Here is a 20917-nt window from a genome sequence, read left to right as displayed (position 1 = left end):
TTTTGGATAGCTTTACGTTGTGAATCTAGGTTGCCTAAAGTCATCTCTAGATTTTCAGCGACCCCTTTAAAGCTCTCAGCGTTGTTTGCGAATATTTTTGAGTTTTCAGTGACTACGGATGAGTCATGTACGACGCTCTCAAACTGAACGACAACTGTTTCTATATTTTGTGTGATGGCATCTAATGACTTCGTTGATGTTTCAATATAGCTTTTATATTGTTCTTGCCAATCTAAAAGCTTTGCTACCGCTTCATTCAGTTGCTTAAAGTTCTCTCCAAACTGCTCATTTATTTTGGCATTAAAGTCTTTTATGACCTCTTGCAAAGCTTTAACCAGTTCATCAGAGGATGACTTTGAAATCTTATCAAGCGCTTTATTTTGTGCTTCTGCGAGTTCTTTTATGTTTTGAGAGTTTTCTGTTCTTAACCCTTTCAGCTCTTTCAATATTTCCTGATCAATATTAGATTCATCAACATAATCATTTTTTTCAAAAAACCTCCTCAAATTAAAGGTTAATGCCCACCCTACCCCAAATACAGAAGCCCAAAATGCAGTTTTCATGCTATCAAGTAAAGCAGGTACACTATCCTGAATATTCGATGAGTTGAATTTTAGCAAACCTATAGCGATTGCGAAAAACGTCGCAAAAATTCCTAAAGTCGTTAGAATTGTAGGCGCTTGTTCTGAAGTTTTTTGGTCATGGTTTTTATGAAAATATAGCGCAAGAGCTGAAATTATCATAATAAACAGAAGAGTTTCGTTACTTAAACCCATTGAAATAGTCCTAACTAATTATATTATAAGCAAATGAAATGCGTTCAACTTACCAGAGACAAGTTGACTTCTAGAACTCAAAAACGGCAATCCTAGCATACATACGTACGAACTCAGTTGAATACTTCCATATCAATTAATTATTAACACAGCGGAATTGTATTTAAAATATTAAATGGTTGAGTCTCTCTGACTAATAACGTAGTTTCGAGAAATGAGATAATCGATTTACCGTTAAAGGTTCAAGTCCTCACTAGGATACCGTATCTTTAGGATGCTATGAATATCTTTATTGACAATAATTATCACTAACATTACTATTTAATATTTTAAATAAACATACGTTCATTCATTAGGATTTTTGATGCGGAAATTTGTCCTAGATTACCCAAAAGGAAGTTACCGCAAGCTTTTTATTATGGCTTTAATCCTAAGTTTTGGTTTTTTCATAGCCTCTTTTATAGATAGAGATATACCGAACATCTTAATATGGCTAGGAGTGTTTTTAGCAGCTTTGAAGCAAGTTGTCATACCTATAAATCTAGATCAAAAAATATCTTTATCGAAAAAAAGATACTCTATAAGTGATGATGATTTTATAAGTCATTACAATAGTAGCTCTATTATGCACGATAACAACAAGGGTAAAACTTGGCATAAATTGATAATACTGGGTGATGATATATCGTCCCTTTTGCTTATTGCTGTCATACTCTATAGCATATTTGGTTAACTTAATTATGCTTAGGGCTTGTCTTCATTTCAAAAATGGAGATAAAAATGAGATAAATTGCCGTCAAACAAGAAAAATAGCGTAGATAATATCGGGATATTAACAAGCTATTTGGCAATATTTATCCATTTTTAGCCCATTTAGATGACTATTGAGTGAATTGAAGACACGCCCTAGTAAGCATAACAAAACTGTTATAGATTACTAATACGATGAAAGACTTGCTACCTAAAACTGGGCGTTCTAATTAGTATAGTCAAATATGCTCGGCTTCTAACTTGGTTACTATATCCTTAAAAACTTCTTCAAAATGTTGGTTGTCAGTACATTGTTTGAATGCGTTACCATTCCAAAACCCTAAATGAAATATGATTGTAAGTCGCTTTTTATCCGCAGTTACCCGTCTTATTTCCGATAGGTTAACAATTTCATTATCTACAACTATAAAATTTGGCATCTAAATCTCTTTCTATAAATTTTTAATAATAGCCAGCTACGAACCTTAAATTACCTCAAGATTGTCGGAGAATTAACTCTCTGAGAAGTATGAACAAAGCCCCTTTATCGAACCACATAAAAAAACAACAAGACTATCTCTATCATCAAAAGGCTAATCAGCACTTTTCTATAAATAGACATAGTGTTTTTATTATATTTCCACTCCCATAGTGGCACTAAAATAAGCAGTAGATAAGTAACGCATATTATAAGTCCTACCCAGTATTCGATTTTCAATTTGTAACGCCTTATTCAGATGGATTGCAATGGTCAAATAATTGAGAACAGATGATAAGAGGTTTTTACTTAGCTTTTTGATTAGGCGAGGCTGTTAAAAATAGAGTTTAGTAAGTGATTAATTTTAATAAAGAACTTTATTATTTAACTAATATAATTAAGTTATAGCTGTTTAAAACACTTAAGAACAACTTCCATCAAGTTAATCGATAATACAGGTATGCTATAAATACACACACATTGGCGAGCCTGCGACAGGGTCGGTAATCACTTTGGCTTGCACATCGAATATGTCAGCCAGCATCCCCTCCGTCATCACCTCATGAGGGCTGCCCATCATTTGCAGTTCGCCTGATTTTAGTACCACTAACAAATCACAATATCTCGCCGCTTGGTTAAGATCATGTAGCACAACGATGATGCTTTTACCCTTATACTTTAATTCCCGTATGAGTCGCATCAGCTCTATTTGGTAAGAGATATCCAGATAAGTGGTCGGTTCATCAAGCATAATAATATCGGTGTCTTGGGCTAAAATCATCGCAATCCAAGCGCGCTGCTGTTGTCCGCCCGACAAAGCTTCAAGCGGCGTATCAGCCAAAGAATCAATCGCCATCTCATGCATGACCCTATCTACTATCTGGTTATCGGTAGCACTTAGCTTGCCCCAATGTGAGACATAAGGTGTCCTACCATATTCAACCAATTGTCTAACACTCAAGCCTTCAGGATTGGTCTGCACTTGTGGCAATACCGATATCTGACGGGCAATCTGCCGATTATTTAACTGCGCCATATCTTGTTTTCTAAGTAAAATACTACCCGATTGCGGTTGAATCAAGCGGCATAAACCTTTTAACAGTGTCGATTTTCCGCAGCCATTTGGACCAATGAGCCCAATGACTTTATTTTCTGGCAGCTCAATTGACAAGTTTTTGATAATATGTTGACCACCATGATAGCCAAGCTGGAGTTCATTCACTGATAGCATCACCACCCCTTATAGCGCGATAGCAGAAAGATAAAATACGGCGCACCAATCACCGAGGTTAAAACGCCAGCTGGTAATTCAATAGGCGCAAATAGACTGCGTGCCAATACATCTGCGCTGACTAAAATGATCGCGCCTATTAGCGCTGACGCTGGTAATAAGATGCGGTGCTGATGCCCAAAGAGCAATCGTGCGATATGCGGTGCAAGCAGTCCAATAAAACTAACCGTCCCTGCCACCGATACAGCCAAACTCGCAATCACCACTGCGATGAGTAAAGTGCTAAATTCTAGTGGTTTGACTGATACACCAAGATGATACGCTGTCTCCTCACCCAGCCCCAGCACATCCAAACGCCACGCTAAATACATGCTGATGACCATCAACGCGGCAAATATAACAGTCAGCATAGGAATATGTTGCCAGCTGCGACCCCACAAGCTACCGGTCAACCAAATCATTGCCGTATTGATTTCAACGGGATAAAGCACCAACAAAAAATTAATCCCACTGGCTAAAAAGGCACTAATGGCGACGCCAATCAGTGCCAAGCGTGCTGGCGTAGGCTGAGATATTTGTGCCAGTAGAATAATAAAACAAAACGCCAATAAGCCGCCAAGTAAGGCTGCGACAGATAACCACCACGTTGGGGCGGTAGGAAGCATAACCAGTAACAAAGTCGCGCAGAACCCTGCGCCAGCACTGATACCCATTAAGTCAGGTGAGGCTAACGGGTTACGAATAACCCCTTGCACTAAGGAACCTGACAGACCAAGATTTGCGCCCACCAATATGGCCAATAGCGTGCGCGGCAATCGATGCTGCCAAACAATAAAATCTTTGTCACCGCTAAATCCTTGCTGTAAATGCTGCCAGATTTGTACTAGTGTTAATTCACTGGCACCAAAGAATATACTGCTAATACTTAGTATAAATAGAAGCACTATAATTAGTCCCACCGCCCTACTTGCCGATTTACGAGCAAATAATGAGTGTAAGAGCGATGCAGAAGCGTTGGTTCTTATTGTCATTTGTTACTTACTTTTATTTTTTGATAAAGGGTTGCTTGATAAAGTATTGAGTCACTTTTGATTAACATAAGCACAAAATTAGCCGTCTTGATTAACTATCCAGTCGCCGTCTGCATGCTAGCGCAATAAAAACGGGTGTCCCAATCAATGCCGTTAATAAGCCCACCGGTGTCTCTGCCGGATAAGCCACTGCCCGTGACAAGACATCTGCCCATACTATCAATATACTGCCAAGCAGCATTGATAATGGTAAAAGCTGCTCATACGCCATGTTCGATACTTGTTTTAACAGACGCTTGGCAACATGCGGGACAATCAAACCTACAAACGCAATGGGACCTGCTACCGCCACACTGACCGCCGTTAATATAGTAAGCAATGCCCCGCACGACCATTGCAATGCTCGCAAGTTTATCCCAAGGCTGCTCGCCACTTCATCGCCCAGCACCAAGACATTTAATTTAGGTGATAGCCACCAGCCATAACCCAAGGTCAGCAGCGATATAATTGCAAGCATAGGAATGGACTCCCAGCGCGTATTGGCAATAGAGCCAGCTAGCCAATACAATACCCCATACGCCTGCTCATCCGTGGTAATCAGCGCCGCTCGTGTCATACCGACCAGCAGCGCATTGATAGCAACACCCGACAAGATAAGACGGACAGGATGCACCGGACGACCAGAAAAGTAACCTGCCAATCCTGCAACAAGAGCACAAGAAAGCAGTGCGCCGACCAGCGCTTGTAAAAAGGTAGAGGTTAAAAAGCTAACCCCTAAGCCAATAGAGGATAAGGCCACCACACAAGCTGCCCCCGCATTGATACCCAATACCGCAGGAGAGGCCAGTGAATTTCGCGTCATCACCTGCATCAGCAGTCCTACTACCGCCAAATTAGCACCGACTATAATCGCCACAAGGACGCGCGGCAGGCGAATCTCTATTAATAATTGCGCGGCTAATGAGGCTTGAGTATTGTGCTGCGTCAATAACGAAAATAAATCCGTCAGCGACAGGGTGAATTTTGAATACGCCGTTAATCCTTGCCAGCAGCCAATCAGTAAAATGACTAATAACCCACACCATAATAACGCCCGTATTATCGGACGCTTTACAATAGAAGGTTTAAGTGAGATAGAAGATGAGCGGCTCAGTTTTGTCTCAACCATAAAAGCCGCCCTGCTTTAAACAGACAGTCTTGTAATGGCACATTAATTTGACTCTTTTACAGAAGGACTTGAACCTTCTGCGCCTTGGCTCGATGCAATCTCAAGCAGCTCAGCGGTCATGTATTCAGCAGATTGCATACTGCGATTAAGCGCCCAATAATTGGGATCGACTTCGATGACCTGATTGTTTTTAACCGCCGTTAGCTGATTAAATAATGGTGAGGACTTCCATTCATCATAAATAGTATGATCGTTATAACGCCCAATCAATAGCCAATCAGGATTGGCCGACAATAATTGCTCCAAACTGGTTGCGATATACGCCTCACCTGTTTGCTCAGGAATCGGACTTTTGATACTTAGATGATTAAGTAAGCTGCCAGCATACGAGCTTGGACCATGTAGCCACATGCCTTTATCACTGATAATCGCAAATTGAACGCTGTGGTTAGCAAGAGGAGTGGTTGCCAATTGCGACTTTAAATCTGCCATCTTCTTTAGATGGGTATTGATAACTTGCGACATTTTTTTATCTTGGTGGACGATATGACCGACCAATTGCGCCGTCTGGATATTTTCCACATAACTCTCACCGCGGCTTTTTAGTACGACCGACGGTGCGATGCGATTCAGCTCATCGGCGATGACCGTATGACGCTCATCATCGGCAATAATCAGATCAGGTTTTAAATCAGCAATGGCCTCAAGGCTTGGCTGATAGCGTGAACCGACCGAGGTGTAATCCGAGAGTTGTTTGGTAAACTCGGCAATAATACTGTCAGGCTTATTGTCATCGGCGATACCAACTGGCGTCAGACCTAACGCTAATGCATCCCCTAAAAATGAGTATTCCAAAACCACAATACGCTTCGGGTCATTCGGATAGTTACTTAGATTGGGCAAACGTACTTTAATTTCTTCATCGGTTAGCAGAAGCACGCCATTATTGTCGCTCATGTCACGACTGGCATTTGACTGAGTGGCTGCTACCGATATGTCATTATCAGCATTCAATGGTAGCGTTGCCGTAGCATTGTTTTTTTGATTGATAATAAAAACAATGCCGCCAACGACAATCAATACGATGACCAATAAAGGTAGTATAAGCGTGAGCTTTGGACGTTGATTCATAAATAACCTGTCTTACTATCATGAAATGGATCGAGCTCTAGGAACATAAGAGTTTGGCGTTAACACTTACTCGTTAAAACTCATAGTTATACGTTAACAGCCACGTTCTTGGCGCACCAAGCCCAATTTGATTTTTGCCCGAGAGGCCATTAGTAGCCCCCAGCGCATATTCTTTATCTAGAGCGTTATTTAGATTCAACTGCAGGTTATGTTTGCCCATGCTATAGGCGGTCATTAAATCTACGGTCGTATAACCCGCTAGCTCGACTGCCTCTGCATCTCCGGCATAGCGATCACTAATATAGTTCACACCGCCGCCAATACGCCATTGGTCATCAGGTTGATAAGCTGTCCATAACGAGAACGTTTGGTTCGGTACATCGTTTGGCGTTAGGCCCGTTTTTTTATCTTCTGCGTCAATATAGCTATAACCTGCAGACACATCCCAGTTATCACGTAGCTTACCTCGTGCCTCTAACTCTAGACCTTGATGACGGAACTCATCTTTATCTGTCACTTCGCGATTGTCATTGGTTTTTGGGTCTTCTTTATCAATGCGATAGAGAGAGGCATTGAGCATAATATCGTCATTATTTAAATACGTTTTCACCCCAATCTCTTTTAGGTCGGTTTGATACAGTGCGCCCAATTTTGGATTGATAAACGTTCCAGAATAAGGTAGCTGCCATGAACGCGCTACGGTGGCATAAGCAGAGGTGGCATCATTAAACTTATAGACGACGCCTGTGCGGTAGCTGAATTTGTCGTCGTTAAGTCCACTATCCTTACCATTAGCGCTTTGACTCAAGCGCATATTGTCATAGCGGACGTTACCCACCAATGACCAGTCGCCAATATGATAGACATCTTGCGCAAAGACGCCGACATTTTGGGTGCTGTTTTTACGAAATTTAGGAAACCCTGGGTTGGGGGTTGAACCTGCGCTTGGGTTGGTTGCCGATGTGGGTGGTACATTTTTATCAGTAGCAAGGGTTAAATCAATGTCAATGTCATTGTAATCAGCGCCAAATAATAATTCATGGTTGCCTTTATTCCAAGCTAGCTCTGACTGCAACGTTTTGCTGGTGCGTGGGTCATAACCAAAATTATTAACGGTGCGCCCAACTTTGTCATCCTTCACATCTGCTGATGACTGACGGGTGCCTTTTTGTTCTAACGTGATATGGCTGTATGACACCCGATTGGTCCATTTAAGATCATCGTTGATATCAAACTCATGATTGACCGCCGCATGCCAAGTGTCTGAATCTTGGTAATCATTGGTGCCGCCATAAAAGGTATTGACGGGCACATCAACCGGTTTGCCATCTTTGGAGGGTACGCCGCGATAAGGCACAAGATGCTGACGCATAAAATCAAGGGAGAAATCTAGGGTTTGCTGATCAGTCGGCTGCCAGCGCACTGTCGGGGCAATAAAGACATCGTTTGAATCGACATGATCGACGAAGGAGTCACTACGGCGATACTCAGCATTGATACGCGCGTTGACGGTATCTGATAATTTATGGGAGCTATCGACACGCGCCACAGCTAAGCCATCGCTACCCACTTGCGCTTGCACCTTATCGAAGTCATCGCCTTCCGCTTTTTTGCTGACGAGGTTAATAATACCACCGGCACTGCCGCGACCATATAAAGCGCCTGCTGGTCCTTTGACCACCTCTACGCGCTCGACATTGGCAAGGCTACGATAGGACTGCAATTTGCCATCATCGCGCATGCCATCGCTATAGACATCGTTCAAGCCGTTAAACCCGCGCATAACAAACTCATCTCGGCTGCCCTCACCCAGTGTATTGTTTAAACCTGCAACACCTTTCATAGCGTCCATCACACGCACTGCACCCCTATCTTCTAGCTCGGTCTTAGTAACAACCGATACCGACTGTGGCACCTCTAACCATTCTGTCTGTGTCTTAGTTCCTGATGTTGGCGCATAAGCGGCATAACCTTCATATTTTTTGGCGGTGACCACAATAGGTGCAAGCGTTACAGATGGCTCTGTTGTTGATAGCTGGTTAGGTGTTGCTTGAGCAAGTGATGACGTGCTGACCGCCATCACCAAACCTGTTGTTGTTATGGTTAACCAAAGTTGAGCACGAACCGCGATTACTAGTCGCTTGGGTGGTTTATTAGGCATATACAGGACCATAGAATGCGTGAAGAATAAGTGAGAATACCAACTCTTAGCGAGCAGCGTTTAAGGTAGAAATCTTTAAATAACGACTGGCTATTTGATTATTTTCTGCTGAAATACTTAAAACAAAAATAGCGTCTTAAGCTTATATCCTCTATATGTATGAATGATAATAGTTTTGCAAATGATAACCATTACTGTTTATAATTGCAACGTTTTAGTAACACTGTCCATTTTCAACTCTTATAAATACACGCTAAATACTTGGAATAATTATGGTTATTTTTTTTAAACGTTCAGCACTTTGTTTAGCGTTGCTTTGTATTTATCAACAAAGTAGCGCTGATGTAACACCTGCCAGCAAAAAAACCAGTTCTAAAACGCATTCAGACAGCGCCATCAATCATCAAGCAGAGACACAAATACCTTCCTTTACCGCAGCGCCAATCATTGTAACTGCAGAGACGTTAGGGGATTCTAGTGCTAATCAGGTAAAAGCATTTGCCGGTAATCGCACGGTAATCGATAACGATTTCATTGAGAAAACCGTGAGCAACTCAATTGACGGTGCATTACAGTTTATTCCAGGTGTCAAAATTGACGATGAAACGGGCACAGGTGTATTACCTAACATTTCTATCCGTGGTCTACATGCTAGCCGCAGTGGGCAGGCGCAATTTTTAATGGATGGCATTCCCTTAACCTTGGCGCCTTACGGTCACACTGGTCAGTCTATCTTTCCAGCGACCCTTGATAACCTTGAGCGTATCGATGTCGTACGCGGCGGGGCTGCAACCCAATATGGCCCAAATAATGTCGGCGGTGTGATTAACCTCATCACCAAACCTATAGCGAAAGACACTCAAACTGAAATTGGCACCAACTTAACCGTCTTTGAGCAAAACGGTAAGCCATTGACCAGTTTATACGCGCGGCACAGTCGCTGGTTAAATGATGATTTCGGCGTACAGCTAGAAGCCAATGGTATCAAAGGTGACAGCTTTAGAGATCACTCAGAAACTGAAATCACTAACCTACAAGCAAAAGCCCTTTGGTATATCGACGACAATCAGGAACTAGAAGGGTTCTTGCAATACTATGATGCTGATACAGAAATGTCAGGTGCGCTTTCACCTGCTGCCTATGAGCAAGATGTTGGACAGAGTCAACGCCCATTTGAAGCTTATCAAGGCAAATCAACGCGCTGGCATGCTAAGTACAAAAACTACTTGGATTTCGGTGATGAAGCTGTCTTAGACCTGACGACCTTTGGCCATCATGCCACGCGTAACTTTGAGTGGGGATTTAACTCACAAGCGAACAAACAAGGTGTACATTGGGCAGACCCTGCTATTGTAGCAGACAGCCTGCGTACCTCACCTCGCGAGTTTACTGTTTATGGCGTAGAGCCGAAGTTTTCTGTGAAGCTTGGTGATAGCAAAAATATCAAACATCACTTAATTAGTGGCATGCGCTACGTCAATGAAGACATCGATTATAAACTGACGCAAACCAAGTTTGCGGATGGCACGACCACCACGCCCCGTGATTGGAATCTACAAACCGATGCATGGGCCGCTTATCTTAGCGATGAGATGAGCTTTCTGGATGAGCGTCTAAAAGTCACCCCTGGTATTCGTTACGAGAATGCAAAAATGACATTTAATGATGCTGGCAATAACACGCAAACAGACAACACCATTACGGAATGGCTACCTGGACTCACAACGTCTTATGCCTTAAATAAATCTGATGATAATCTATGGCTGATTTATGCCAACGCGCAAAAATCCCTAAGAACGCCGCAAATTGCTAATATTCGCGGTATCGGCGAAGAAGGCAGTGAGCTGGCATGGAACTATGAAATAGGTACACGCTATACCACCGATAATTTGCAAGCCAATTTAGGACTGTATCGCATAGATTTTAAAGATCAACTGCAATGGAACAGTGCAGAGCAAAGCTTCGATAATGTGGGTCGTACACTGCACCAAGGCTTAGAGACTGCGATTACTTATAGCCCAAAAACTTTCAAAAACCTCGATGTTGGTCTGAGTTACAACTATCTTGATGCCACGCTGAAAGAAGGAAAAGATAAAGGCAATCAACTGCCATACAGCTCGCCACATCAGTTGGGCTGGCACGCCAGTTATAAGCATCAAGATTACAATGCTACTTTATCTGGCGTTTACTATGACAAAGCTTATGCTGATAATGCCAACAAGGTAGTAGAAAGCAAAGACGGAGGCATTGGCGAGACACCTGCTTATCAAGTTTGGAACTTGAGTCTACAAAAAACATTGCAAGACACCAAGAATGAAAAGCTGTCTGTTCAATTCGGTATCAACAATTTATTTGATGAGCAGTATTATTTCCGCGGTATTGATACCAGTCCTGTCGGTCGCTATCCTGCACCCGGACGCTCGTACAAGTTGGGACTCAACTATCAATTTTAAGGGTTAGTAAATCTTAATTCTTAAATACCTTGCAGCGATAAAAGCAAATCTGAAATGGATTTGCTTTTATTTTCAATAATATATTGTAACTTGCCTGTCTCTTTTATCAATTTTCACTGCTTACCTTCGCATTTAAACCCCTCTCTTAAAAACTTTTAGTAGATTTCAGACATTAATAGGACATTATTTTTTGCAACTTACTTGCAAATGATTATCATTATCATCAATATCATGAGCATGAAAAATAACATCTCTGTTTATTCTTTATTTTTGGTTCATCAAAAAAGGAAAGCTCTATGTCCTATGCGACGGTTCTGATCACTCATGTGGTCAATGATGCAGTTATTGAAGGTTTTATCCCTGCCTTATTGAAATTTAGGCACGCACCTGACAGTCAATTAATTATCATAACCGATGATAAAGACGCACACATGGATGCGTTAATAGCAATGCCTCTAGGGGCGCAAATCAGCATTCTGGAATGCGATGTGTTTAATCCTTTAGCAATCATTGATACCTTAAACAATCATCATATCTTGCCCAATCTGGTCTTTAGTAATAGCGACCATCTACAAGCCGCAACCGCCATCGTCGCGGACTTCTTCCATCTTCCTAGTAAAGACTGGCGTCATTGCTTAGTCTTTAAAGACAAGTACTTAATGAGAACACAGCTACAATCTGCTCACTTATACCAAGCTGGATATCAGCTGCTAAACGCCAAAGACTTATACCTTGACACTTGTGCCATCGACAACCTTACTATCAACAATCCTGCCATCAGCTTTCCTTTAGTTGCCAAACCCAAGCAAGGCGTCGCGAGCATGGATGTGCAGCTTTGTATGGATAAAGATGAGCTACTCAGCTATTGCCAAGATTTTTGGCAGTCAAAAACCTTACCTATTTTAGTTGAGTCCTATGTGGCTGGGCGCTTAATGACATTAGAGACACTTAGCGATGGTGAGCGTTTGGTGGCGGTAGGCGGCTTTGAAGTAACGTTGACTGAGCCGCCACATTTTGTAGAGCTTGATGCAGTGTGGAACACGCCCTTATGTGTACAGTACCGTGAGCGCTGTTTGGCGATTTTACAAGATATCGGTGTGGGGCTTGGCGTCTGTCACAGTGAGTTTATTATTACCCCAACGGGCGCGATACATTTGGTTGAAATCAACTATCGCAGCATCGGCGATGGCAGAGAGTTTTTATTAGATGATATGGCGCACTACCCTTGGTTTGATACCATTATTCGACTACATCAAGGGGTCAGCATTGCTGAGCTAGAGACCGAGTACGGAGCACTTGCCATCAGCACCCATGCACGCATTCATTATATTGTTGCACCTCAATCTGGCACCATTTGCACAGCACCCAGCCCCTTTAATAAGCAAATGCAGCAGACAACTCTCATCCATCAGCCGCTAAAACAACAACATCAAACCATTCACCTTACCCACTCTAATAAAGACTATTTAAGCCGACTACTGGCTTATTCTGATTGTGATTGTGATTGTGATTGTGAAAACACCATAAATGACGTACTAAACGATGCCATAGCAAGTTTGCAATGGCAGTTTGACGCATAAACGTGAGATCTACCTGTTACCTATTTAACTTTTAGTTTTTAACTTGTTATATTTTGAGAATTTATAATGGACAAACAATATATTACCGAACGCTTTATCAACACCTGTATCCGCGAAGATGTCTATGGCTTGCTATCAGATAGCACTATTATAGAAACAGAATTTGATCTTCCTAACCTTCCAGAAGTGCTAAAACAGCAGACATTATGGCTAGAGATAACCTCACCTGACCAAACCAATTGCTTGCCTGTTGCGGCCAGTGATTATATGCAATATTGGCAACTTGCCAGCCCAATGTGGCTGCAAAAAAACTCAGACGGTTACGCTATCAAGCATGATTATAAAGATTTTGTCGCTGTTCTCAAGCAGTTGCCAGATGCCTCTGAGACTGCGCTTGATAGCTATCTGCTTGAGCTTGATTGTGCTACCGAACACCGGGCGTTAGCACGCCGAGGGTTTGAGTCTCAATGCTGCTATCTTGTACGTAATATTACTGAATACCCAAGCTGGTCTGAGCGTTTGCTATATGCCGATCAAGTCGCCTCGTATTTGGATCATCCTTATTATCCGACTGCCCGAGCCAAGCTTGGCCTAGACGCATCTGATATTGCAGCCTATAGTCCAGAATTTGCACCAACCTTTCGCCTACATTGGGTTGCTATCTCAAAAACATTAGCCACTATCAGCACCAAGCTACCTGATATTTGGCCAAGCTTTGCCGACGTCGGTCTCAGTCGTGATCTGCAACAGACGCATTACCTATTCCCAGTACATCCGCTCACCTTGCCGCTGCTACAACAGCATGCTCTCAAGGAGGCGTCGCTACAAATTATATTGGCCCCCAAGTCAGCGCTCAGCGTACAACCAACCTTATCTGTGCGCACGGTGGTGTGCTGCGATGCGCCAAATATCCATATCAAAGTACCGCTCATCGCCCGCACCTTGGGCAATAAAAACGTGCGTCTCATCAAACCCTCAACCATTTATGATGGTCACTGGTTTCAGCGTACCTTACAGTTGATTGAAAAAAATGATGCTGCGCTGCAAGGGTGTTATGCCCATTGCGACGAAAGCCTAGGTGGTCATATGGGCGATGATAAAACCCTCGCCTTTATCGTCAGACGCTATGATGACATTAATCTAATGGGTAAAACTCCTGTCCCGGTGGCAGCATTTGGCAGCGTCATGCCGGATGGTCGCCCCTTTGTCAGCCACTTAATTGATATTTTTTATGACGGGGATAGTCAGCGTTGGTTAAAAGACTACATTGGCCTGTTGTGCCATGTCCATTTGACACTTTGGATAAAATACGGCATTGCGTTAGAAGCCAACCAGCAAAATGCTGTCATTGTCTTTGATCACCATAGCCGCACGATGACCTTACTTATGAAAGACAATGACTCTGCACGCCTTTATCCACTAAGGTTTAACACGGCCATGGCGCAAGCTGGCCTCGACAACTTGATAGACATCAAGGCGATTAAAGATCAACGTATCGTCGTCGAAGATGAGTTGGCGTTGGCGCAGATGTTTTTGACCATCACGCTCCAGCTCGACATCACCGCCATTATCGAGATGATGAGCGCCCATGCCATCATCGATCGTCATCAGGCCTATCAAACCCTCCTAAGCGGTATTGATACGACATTACACAGCTTATCCAAGCAAGGTTACGACACTCATCTTGCACAGCAAATCTTATTAGAGAGCCAGCATTGGTATATCAAATACTTGCTGTCTGCTGGCAGTCTGTTGTCAAAAGAGCAGTCTGGCGCGACTGATATCAATAAGTTTTATGGCAAATCAGCACCCAACACCTTAAAGCTTATGCAGCGACACAAGCAGGACTCGTAATGAACTATCGAATGATGGTGGCAATTGTCCTATGTTGTCACTACCTGTCTGCGTTTTCTGCGTTAGGTATGCCGTTGTTTTTGCCAATCATGCTCCAAGAGCTAAATGCGCCATTGCAATCAGGCTGGGTTGGGTTGCTGTTTATACTACCGACCCTGATGACCGCCATCGCTGCCAGATACTGGGGACGTTTTGCTGATACGTATGGTCGCAAGACCTCCTTGTTACGGGCGGAGCTTGGCTTGGCGGTGGGGTTTTTGATATGCGGATTTTCCCAGTCTTTATGGCAGCTTATCATCGGACTGAGCGTTCAGGGGCTGTTTGGCGGGACAATGGCGGCATCAAACGCTTATTTGGCAACAAGTATCACTGATAAAAACGCCTTACAACAGATGCTAAATTTTACTCAGTTTTCGGCGCGGCTTGCCCTGATTTCCGCCCCAATTGGGCTGGGATTTTTGGTGCATCATTACGAGGTGTTAAGTTTGTATCGCGTGCTTGCCATCCTGCCGCTCTTAGCCCTACTGCTCAGCTTTTTGCTAAAAAAAGACGTTATCAAAGCAGACAATACCGATACAAGCCCCAAGACTACCCAATTGCCAAAAGCATCTACAACAACCAAAAATGACAACGGTAACAGTAAAAAAGCCAAAAGCGATAAAAAGCAGACCCATGACTCAGTGCAAGCAATAACGGGCGTAACTTTTTTCGACAATCCTTATCTGTTTATATCGCTGCTGCAATTTTTCTTAGCCTTTTGTATGGTAGCGACTTTTCCATACTTTTTGCCATTTGCCAAAAGCTTTGGGCTTAGCAGCGCTGAAATAGGACAGTTATATGCCATGCCTCATGCCATATATCTGATCTGCCAGCTGCTCTATGGACGCATCAGTCATCGTATGCCAGCAATGTCCTTAAGCCTTGGTTTTGCGGTATTAGCGAGTGCGGTTTTACTGCATATGACGGATTATCTTGCCTTGATTTGGTTGGCTAGAATGCTATTTGGCGTTGGCATGTTTATGTGTTACCAAAGCCTGCATGCACAAATGGCGGATACCAATCAGTCTAAACATAGCGGCAAAATATTCTCTCGCTATGATGCGCTAGCAAAATGGGGCGGCGTGCTAGCAGGATTGTCAGTCACTTTATTTGTACCGATGTTTGGTTTGCTCTCTCCGTTTGTTCTCTCAGCAATGATGGCAGTTATCGCGATAATAACCATCAAAATGTATCAAGAAAAATATAGCAAGACTGTGTAAAGGGAACTACCAACAACAATTACTCTAAAACATTAAAAAAAAGACATCACTTATGAAACCAAACTATTCACTACCAAATAACTCGATACTAAATCACTTAATACCAAATATTTTACGACCCAGTAAATCAGTCAAAAGCACCCCAGTGCCAAGTCTGCTGTCGCAGTATCATCAGTACAAGTCTGAGCAGCATACAGTGACAAATATCATCAATTGTTATCTTCGTGAGTTTGCCATTCCTTATCAAGACCTAAGCATTGATGAGTCTGATGACGATTTACCACTGTGTCTACGTGATAACCGCGCTGACCTGAACACACAACTATTGACGATTCGATTTCCTGTCGCTAATGAGGCTGCTTCTGCAAAAATCGTATTGCCAGTGGCGTATTTTAGTCATCTAGGCAAGAGCCATCCAAGCGGAGCGCCTTGGCTAAAAGCTCGCGGTCAATCATGGGCGTGCCTCAACATTCATCAATTGGTCGATTATCTGCACAATTATATTGCTACGCGTTATCAAATCGATATCAATCAAGAGCTAAAGCATCAGATTGATAATAGCATCAGCGTGACAACCGCTTTTTTGCAGGCCTCTAGCAACCACGCCACTAGCTACCGGCAAGATAAATCCACCGTTAATGGCTATATAGATAGCGAACAAGCATTGCTGTGGGGTCATGCGTATCATCCGTCGCCGAAAAGCCGGCAAGGGGTCGATATGACGTCTTTATTGGCGCACTCGCCCGAGACCCAAAGCCAGTTTGCTTTGTTTTGGTTTAAAGTTGACTCCTCCCTCGTCAGCTATATTGGCAAAGACACCAAAACCGTCCTGCGCAATATCGCGCACACCTTACTTACTGATGAATTATTAGCGCCCGTGAATTCAGAAATTAACAGCTTAAATACTAACAGTTTAAATTCCGACGGTTTAAATACCGATAGCGACACCGACTGGGTCTACTACCCTTGTCATCCATGGGAAGCCGATGGCATCTTAGCAAATCCGACCATCAAGCGGGCAATTGCATCAGGATATATGATACCGATTGGCCTGACGGGTAAGGTGGTGTCCCCAACCTCGTCGGTGCGCACCTTATATCATGATCAGCTGTCGCATTTTATTAAATGCTCCATCCATGTTCGTTTAACCAATTGCATTCGCAAAAACGCTTGGTATGAGCTACACAGTGCCGTTTATCTAAATAGCATTTTAGAAAAAATTGATCGCAGCAAACGCCTGACTGCGCCCGCTTTTAAGCTAATGTTGGAGCCTGGGGCTGCCACCCTTGATATGAGCGCCAAATTCCCCGATGGCGATGCCAGCGCGGCTCAGTTTATTACCGAGTCCTTTGGTTTGTTGTTCCGAGAGTCTTTTACGACAGATGATATCAAATACCTAACGCCGCAAGTGGCTGCTGCTTTATTTACCGAGGATAGGTTCGGAGACAGTGTTATCGAGCGTCAGCTACAGCAGCGCTGTAACCGCCGTGATCAGCATAATAATGAGCGCGCATCCTATGATACCCTAGCCTGTTTATGGTTCAGCCGTTATGCCAATATTTTGATTGACGGCACGTTTGATTACTTTTTTAACCATGGCGTTGTGTTTGAGCCGCATTTACAAAACACGGTGATTGGCTTTCATCGAGGCCTGCCGACATGCGTGTGGATTCGAGATTTAGAAGGCACCAAGCTGGTGGATAGCCTTTGGTCGCTTGCTGACGCGACCGATTTGTCTGAGCGCTGCAAACAGTCTATCCACTATTCTAGAGCGGCAGGATGGTCACGTATCGCTTATTGCGTTTTTGTGAATAATCTTAGTGAGGCCATCTTTTATTTATGCCGAGACGCGCAATCAGCTAAGAAATTAGAGGCGCGACTTTGGCAGCATGTCAAAGAGATATTGATCAATTGGCAACTAGTATATGGTCCTCAGCCTGAAATTCAAGATTTGTTAGACGGCGGCAGCTTACCCAGCAAGACCAATTATAAGACTCGATTGCTCACGCTTGCTGATAAGCATTCTGCCTACGTCATGCTGCCTTGCCCGTGGCAGCCCTCTGTGCTCACTGCCAAAACAGAAAGCCAGACAATGACGCTACTGTAAAACCTCATAATCCCTATGTATCAGACTAAAAACCAGATTAAAAGGCACTCGTAAAATGACAACTGACATGACACCAACCCACTCAGCCCCGCTAGCAGATAATCATCTACTGCCTGCAAAAATTATAAATGCTATTCATGAACATAGTACGCAGTCGACTCCGCTGTGTGCTTACATTCATGACTTAGAATCTTTAGCAGAGCGGATAAAAACCATGAAGCACTGCTTGCCTGCTAATACGCAGCTGTTTTATGCCATCAAAGCCAACGCAGAGCCTGAAATACTATCCACCTTGGCAGATCATGTCGATGGGTTTGAGGCTGCTTCTTCAGGCGAGCTTAATTGGCTACAGACCCACCAGCCGAACCATCCTATTATTTTTGGTGGACCGGGTAAGCTGACCTCAGATCTACAGCAAGCCATACAACAGCAAATCGATACCATTCATGTGGAGAGTCTGGTCGAGCTGAATCGCATCCAAACCTTGAGTCAGTCCTTACAGCTTCCCGTCCATATATTTTTACGGATGAATATTGATATTGGTGACATCGGCAGCAGTAAGCTGGTCATGGGCGGCAAGCCTACCCCCTTTGGGCTGGATGAAACCCATCTCAAGCAAGCGCTAGCTATCATCGACTCAAGTCCATTTATTGAATTCTGTGGATTTCATTTTCACTTGATGTCACATCAATTATCAGTCGAGCGTCACCTGTTGTTAATGCAGCGCTATATAGAGGTGGTCAAGAAGTGGCAGCAGGATTATCCATCGCTGCCCTCAAAACTGACCATCAACGTGGGCGGCGGCATTGGTATTCACTATGATCAGCGGCCGCAGCATTTTGAGTGGCAAGTATTCTGTCAGCAGCTTGCTAGCATGTTAACGGAAAATCCGCAGTTTATGGTTAGGTTCGAGATTGGACGGTTTATCACGGCGCCCTGTGGTTATTATGTTATGGAAGTGCTGGATATTAAAAAAAATCTTGGCGAGACATTTGTGATTGGTCATGGCGGCACGCATCATTTTAGAACGCCCGCCGCCCAGCAGCACAACCATCCTTTTTATATTGTACCGCGCCGCATGAGCCATACAATGGTAGCCGAACCATCAGAAAATCTGATAGCGCAAGCTGCCATTACGGGCACTAGGGCAACCCTTGTCGGCCAGCTTTGTACACCCAAAGACATACTGGCAAAAGACCAATGGATTGACGCGCTGCATATCGGAGATTATCTTGTTTTTACCTTAGCAGGCGCTTACGCTTGGAATATATCTCACTAAAACTTCTTAATGCATGAGCCACCCAAAATGATTTTTTTATAAACGGATAAGGCTAATCTATAAAGAAAAATCTGGTTTGAGTGTGACAGTCCGGCAGGTAAGCTTACTGGCGATACAGAACTAGTGAGGATTAGATCTAATATGTCTATGCCTTCTTTGGTGTAATGGACATTTTTCATGCTGGCGTAGGGTTTAACGCTATATACTGTCTATATTTGCAAGGAATCAACGCCATGAATCAAAAAACTGCCCTTTTTGTCGTGAAAAACACACCAAGAAGAACGGACGCAAGCTTGGCAAACAGCAGTATCAATGTCTCGCTTGCAGACGGCAGTTTTTAGGTGGCACAAGACTCAATAACCAAACCCTTTGGACAGAATACACTCAGGGAAAACAGACCTACCAACAGCTGGCTAATAAATATCACTGTAGTCTCAACACCATTCAAAGACGCTTAGATAAAGTCAGTACCCAGTATCAGATTAAGCGACCAAAGACTGCTAATATCATCATGGACACCACTTACTTTGGTCGCAAGTTTGGTTTAATGATCTTTATGGACAATACCACTAGAACCGTACTTTATTACGCGATAGTGAGTCATGAAACCAACAGCGCTTACAAACAAGGAATTGATCATCTAGCATCGTTAGGCGTTGATATACAAAGCATCACCTGTGATGGTAGACGAGGACTGCGTACTTTATTCACCCGCACCCCTTACCAGATGTGCCAGTTTCATCAGGCGCAAATAGTGACCCGCTACCTCACTCGTCGTCCTAAGAACAGTGCCAGTATCGAGCTTAGACGACTTACTTTAGAAATAAAACTGCTTGATAAAGAGGCCTTCATACAGCGCTTAGATCACTGGTATGTGACTCATGAAGCCTATCTCAATGAGCGTAGTACTAATGAATATACGGGTAAAACGTGGTACACCCACAAACGTCTTAGAAGTGCTTATCGTAGTCTGAGAACCAATAGTGATGGACTATTCACTTGTCAAGAATACGACCACTTAGATATACCAAATACCACCAATTCTCTTGAAGGATTATTCAGTGAGTTGAAGCGACAATTACACAGTCATCATGGGCTAAATGAGAGACGTAAGTTACGGTTTATTAAAGAATTTTTAGGGTTAAAATCTCTCAAATAGCATGAATTATGTCCATTACACCCCTTCTTTAAATAGTACCGATTATCCTTTAGCCTCAAAAATGAATTTTGAGAGACGATAAGATAGATCCTATTAAGGTGTCTGTTCTGCCATGCGATGATGTCAGTAACTCTCGAAACCAAGCTGCTATCACGGTCTCTTACGGTCAAGATATCAAGATCGTCTGTGTCACTGCGGACGGTCTTTTTAGTGTGATCGTTGCGCTTATTAGGTTTATCTGCCTTCTCATGCTTAGAATAGGCGAGATGGTCTTCCATCTCGCCTATTCTAAGCAGTATCGATAAAGGATTGCATGAGCTGCTTCTGGAAGTCTTTGATGTCATCGAAGCTGTTCATGCTACCAGCCATTTGCTCAGCCAGTTTTTTAATGTCAGATTGAGTAGTCATTGCTTATTCTCCTGTTATTGGATTATAAGCAGTTACACAGTTGAGCTATGATGAAGAAACCGTAGAGATAAATTTGTTAAACTAAACGCAGC

The 20917-nt window shown here is 43.2% G+C and carries 13 protein-coding genes and 1 pseudogene; 7 read left to right on the top strand and 7 right to left on the bottom strand.

What is annotated here, in order from left to right; genetic code table 11:
* From JMX95_RS09985 to JMX95_RS09955, 7 genes and pseudogenes are all read right to left on the bottom strand, one after another.
* Positions 1-776: pseudogene (locus JMX95_RS09985) on the bottom strand (hypothetical protein); the annotation flags it as partial.
* 989 nt (positions 777-1765) lie between these two features.
* Positions 1766-1966, bottom strand: coding sequence for a hypothetical protein (locus JMX95_RS09980; RefSeq protein ID WP_055125552.1), 201 nt, complete (start codon positions 1964-1966; stop codon positions 1766-1768).
* 501 nt (positions 1967-2467) lie between these two features.
* A complete protein-coding gene (fecE, locus tag JMX95_RS09975) occupies positions 2468-3235 on the bottom strand; it encodes a Fe(3+) dicitrate ABC transporter ATP-binding protein FecE (RefSeq protein WP_201560744.1) in 768 nt (255 codons plus the stop codon).
* The gene (locus JMX95_RS09970) at positions 3235-4179 is read right to left on the bottom strand and encodes a FecCD family ABC transporter permease (protein ID WP_265089725.1); all 945 of its coding nucleotides are present in this window, start codon (positions 4177-4179) and stop codon (positions 3235-3237) included. The genes fecE and JMX95_RS09970 overlap by 1 nt, the downstream gene beginning before the upstream one ends.
* A 178-nt stretch (positions 4180-4357) precedes the next feature.
* On the bottom strand, positions 4358-5434 hold the full coding sequence (locus JMX95_RS09965; protein ID WP_201560743.1) for a FecCD family ABC transporter permease: 1077 nt from the start codon (positions 5432-5434) through the stop codon (positions 4358-4360).
* A gap of 42 nt (positions 5435-5476) precedes the next feature.
* On the bottom strand, positions 5477-6565 hold the full coding sequence (locus tag JMX95_RS09960) for an ABC transporter substrate-binding protein (protein ID WP_201560742.1): 1089 nt from the start codon (positions 6563-6565) through the stop codon (positions 5477-5479).
* A gap of 73 nt (positions 6566-6638) precedes the next feature.
* Positions 6639-8726 carry a TonB-dependent receptor gene (locus tag JMX95_RS09955; protein ID WP_227676037.1) on the bottom strand — a complete coding sequence of 696 codons (2088 nt, stop codon included), beginning with the start codon at positions 8724-8726 and terminating at the stop codon, positions 6639-6641.
* A gap of 272 nt (positions 8727-8998) precedes the next feature.
* Between JMX95_RS09955 and JMX95_RS09950 the strand changes: the two genes are divergently transcribed.
* The 7 genes from JMX95_RS09950 to JMX95_RS09920 all read left to right on the top strand — a co-directional run bounded on the left by JMX95_RS09950 (position 8999) and on the right by JMX95_RS09920 (position 20417).
* Positions 8999-11179: a TonB-dependent receptor family protein gene (locus JMX95_RS09950; protein ID WP_201560740.1), complete on the top strand. Its 2181-nt coding sequence runs from the start codon at positions 8999-9001 to the stop codon at positions 11177-11179.
* Positions 11180-11475: 296 nt separating this feature from the next.
* Positions 11476-12759 carry an ATP-grasp domain-containing protein gene (locus JMX95_RS09945; protein ID WP_201560739.1) on the top strand — a complete coding sequence of 428 codons (1284 nt, stop codon included), beginning with the start codon at positions 11476-11478 and terminating at the stop codon, positions 12757-12759.
* Positions 12760-12825: 66 nt separating this feature from the next.
* A complete protein-coding gene (locus JMX95_RS09940; RefSeq protein WP_201560738.1) occupies positions 12826-14613 on the top strand; it encodes an IucA/IucC family protein in 1788 nt (595 codons plus the stop codon).
* Positions 14613-15872 (top strand): MFS transporter, encoded by a 1260-nt coding sequence (locus JMX95_RS09935; RefSeq protein WP_193007783.1) that lies wholly within the window; start codon positions 14613-14615, stop codon positions 15870-15872. Before JMX95_RS09940 ends, JMX95_RS09935 begins: the two co-directional genes overlap by 1 nt.
* A 52-nt stretch (positions 15873-15924) precedes the next feature.
* Positions 15925-17979 carry an IucA/IucC family protein gene (locus JMX95_RS09930; RefSeq protein WP_201560737.1) on the top strand — a complete coding sequence of 685 codons (2055 nt, stop codon included), beginning with the start codon at positions 15925-15927 and terminating at the stop codon, positions 17977-17979.
* A gap of 55 nt (positions 17980-18034) precedes the next feature.
* Entirely contained in the window at positions 18035-19258 is a 1224-nt protein-coding gene (locus JMX95_RS09925; protein WP_201560736.1) for a type III PLP-dependent enzyme, read from the top strand.
* A 511-nt stretch (positions 19259-19769) separates the two neighbouring features.
* Entirely contained in the window at positions 19770-20417 is a 648-nt protein-coding gene (locus JMX95_RS09920) for a transposase (protein ID WP_201560735.1), read from the top strand.
* The last annotated feature ends 500 nt before the right edge of the window (positions 20418-20917 follow it).

The sequence above is a fragment of the Psychrobacter sp. NC44 genome (assembly GCF_904846655.1).
GTDB lineage: Bacteria > Pseudomonadota > Gammaproteobacteria > Pseudomonadales > Moraxellaceae > Psychrobacter.
The sequence above is the reverse complement of the archived record's forward strand: the minus strand, read 5'-3'. Positions and strand labels throughout refer to the sequence as shown.

Bases quoted from the DNA above. Each gene is read 5' to 3' on its own strand.
- JMX95_RS09980 (WP_055125552.1), bottom strand. From the start codon at position 1,966: ATGCCAAATTTTATAGTTGTAGATAATGAAATTGTTAACCTATCGGAA.
- fecE (WP_201560744.1), bottom strand. From the start codon at position 3,235: ATGCTATCAGTGAATGAACTCCAGCTTGGCTATCATGGTGGTCAACAT.
- JMX95_RS09965 (WP_201560743.1), bottom strand. From the start codon at position 5,434: ATGGTTGAGACAAAACTGAGCCGCTCATCTTCTATCTCACTTAAACCT.
- JMX95_RS09960 (WP_201560742.1), bottom strand. From the start codon at position 6,565: ATGAATCAACGTCCAAAGCTCACGCTTATACTACCTTTATTGGTCATC.
- JMX95_RS09955 (WP_227676037.1), bottom strand. From the start codon at position 8,726: ATGCCTAATAAACCACCCAAGCGACTAGTAATCGCGGTTCGTGCTCAA.
- JMX95_RS09950 (WP_201560740.1), top strand. From the start codon at position 8,999: ATGGTTATTTTTTTTAAACGTTCAGCACTTTGTTTAGCGTTGCTTTGT.
- JMX95_RS09945 (WP_201560739.1), top strand. From the start codon at position 11,476: ATGTCCTATGCGACGGTTCTGATCACTCATGTGGTCAATGATGCAGTT.
- JMX95_RS09940 (WP_201560738.1), top strand. From the start codon at position 12,826: ATGGACAAACAATATATTACCGAACGCTTTATCAACACCTGTATCCGC.
- JMX95_RS09935 (WP_193007783.1), top strand. From the start codon at position 14,613: ATGAACTATCGAATGATGGTGGCAATTGTCCTATGTTGTCACTACCTG.
- JMX95_RS09930 (WP_201560737.1), top strand. From the start codon at position 15,925: ATGAAACCAAACTATTCACTACCAAATAACTCGATACTAAATCACTTA.
- JMX95_RS09925 (WP_201560736.1), top strand. From the start codon at position 18,035: ATGACAACTGACATGACACCAACCCACTCAGCCCCGCTAGCAGATAAT.
- JMX95_RS09920 (WP_201560735.1), top strand. From the start codon at position 19,770: ATGGACACCACTTACTTTGGTCGCAAGTTTGGTTTAATGATCTTTATG.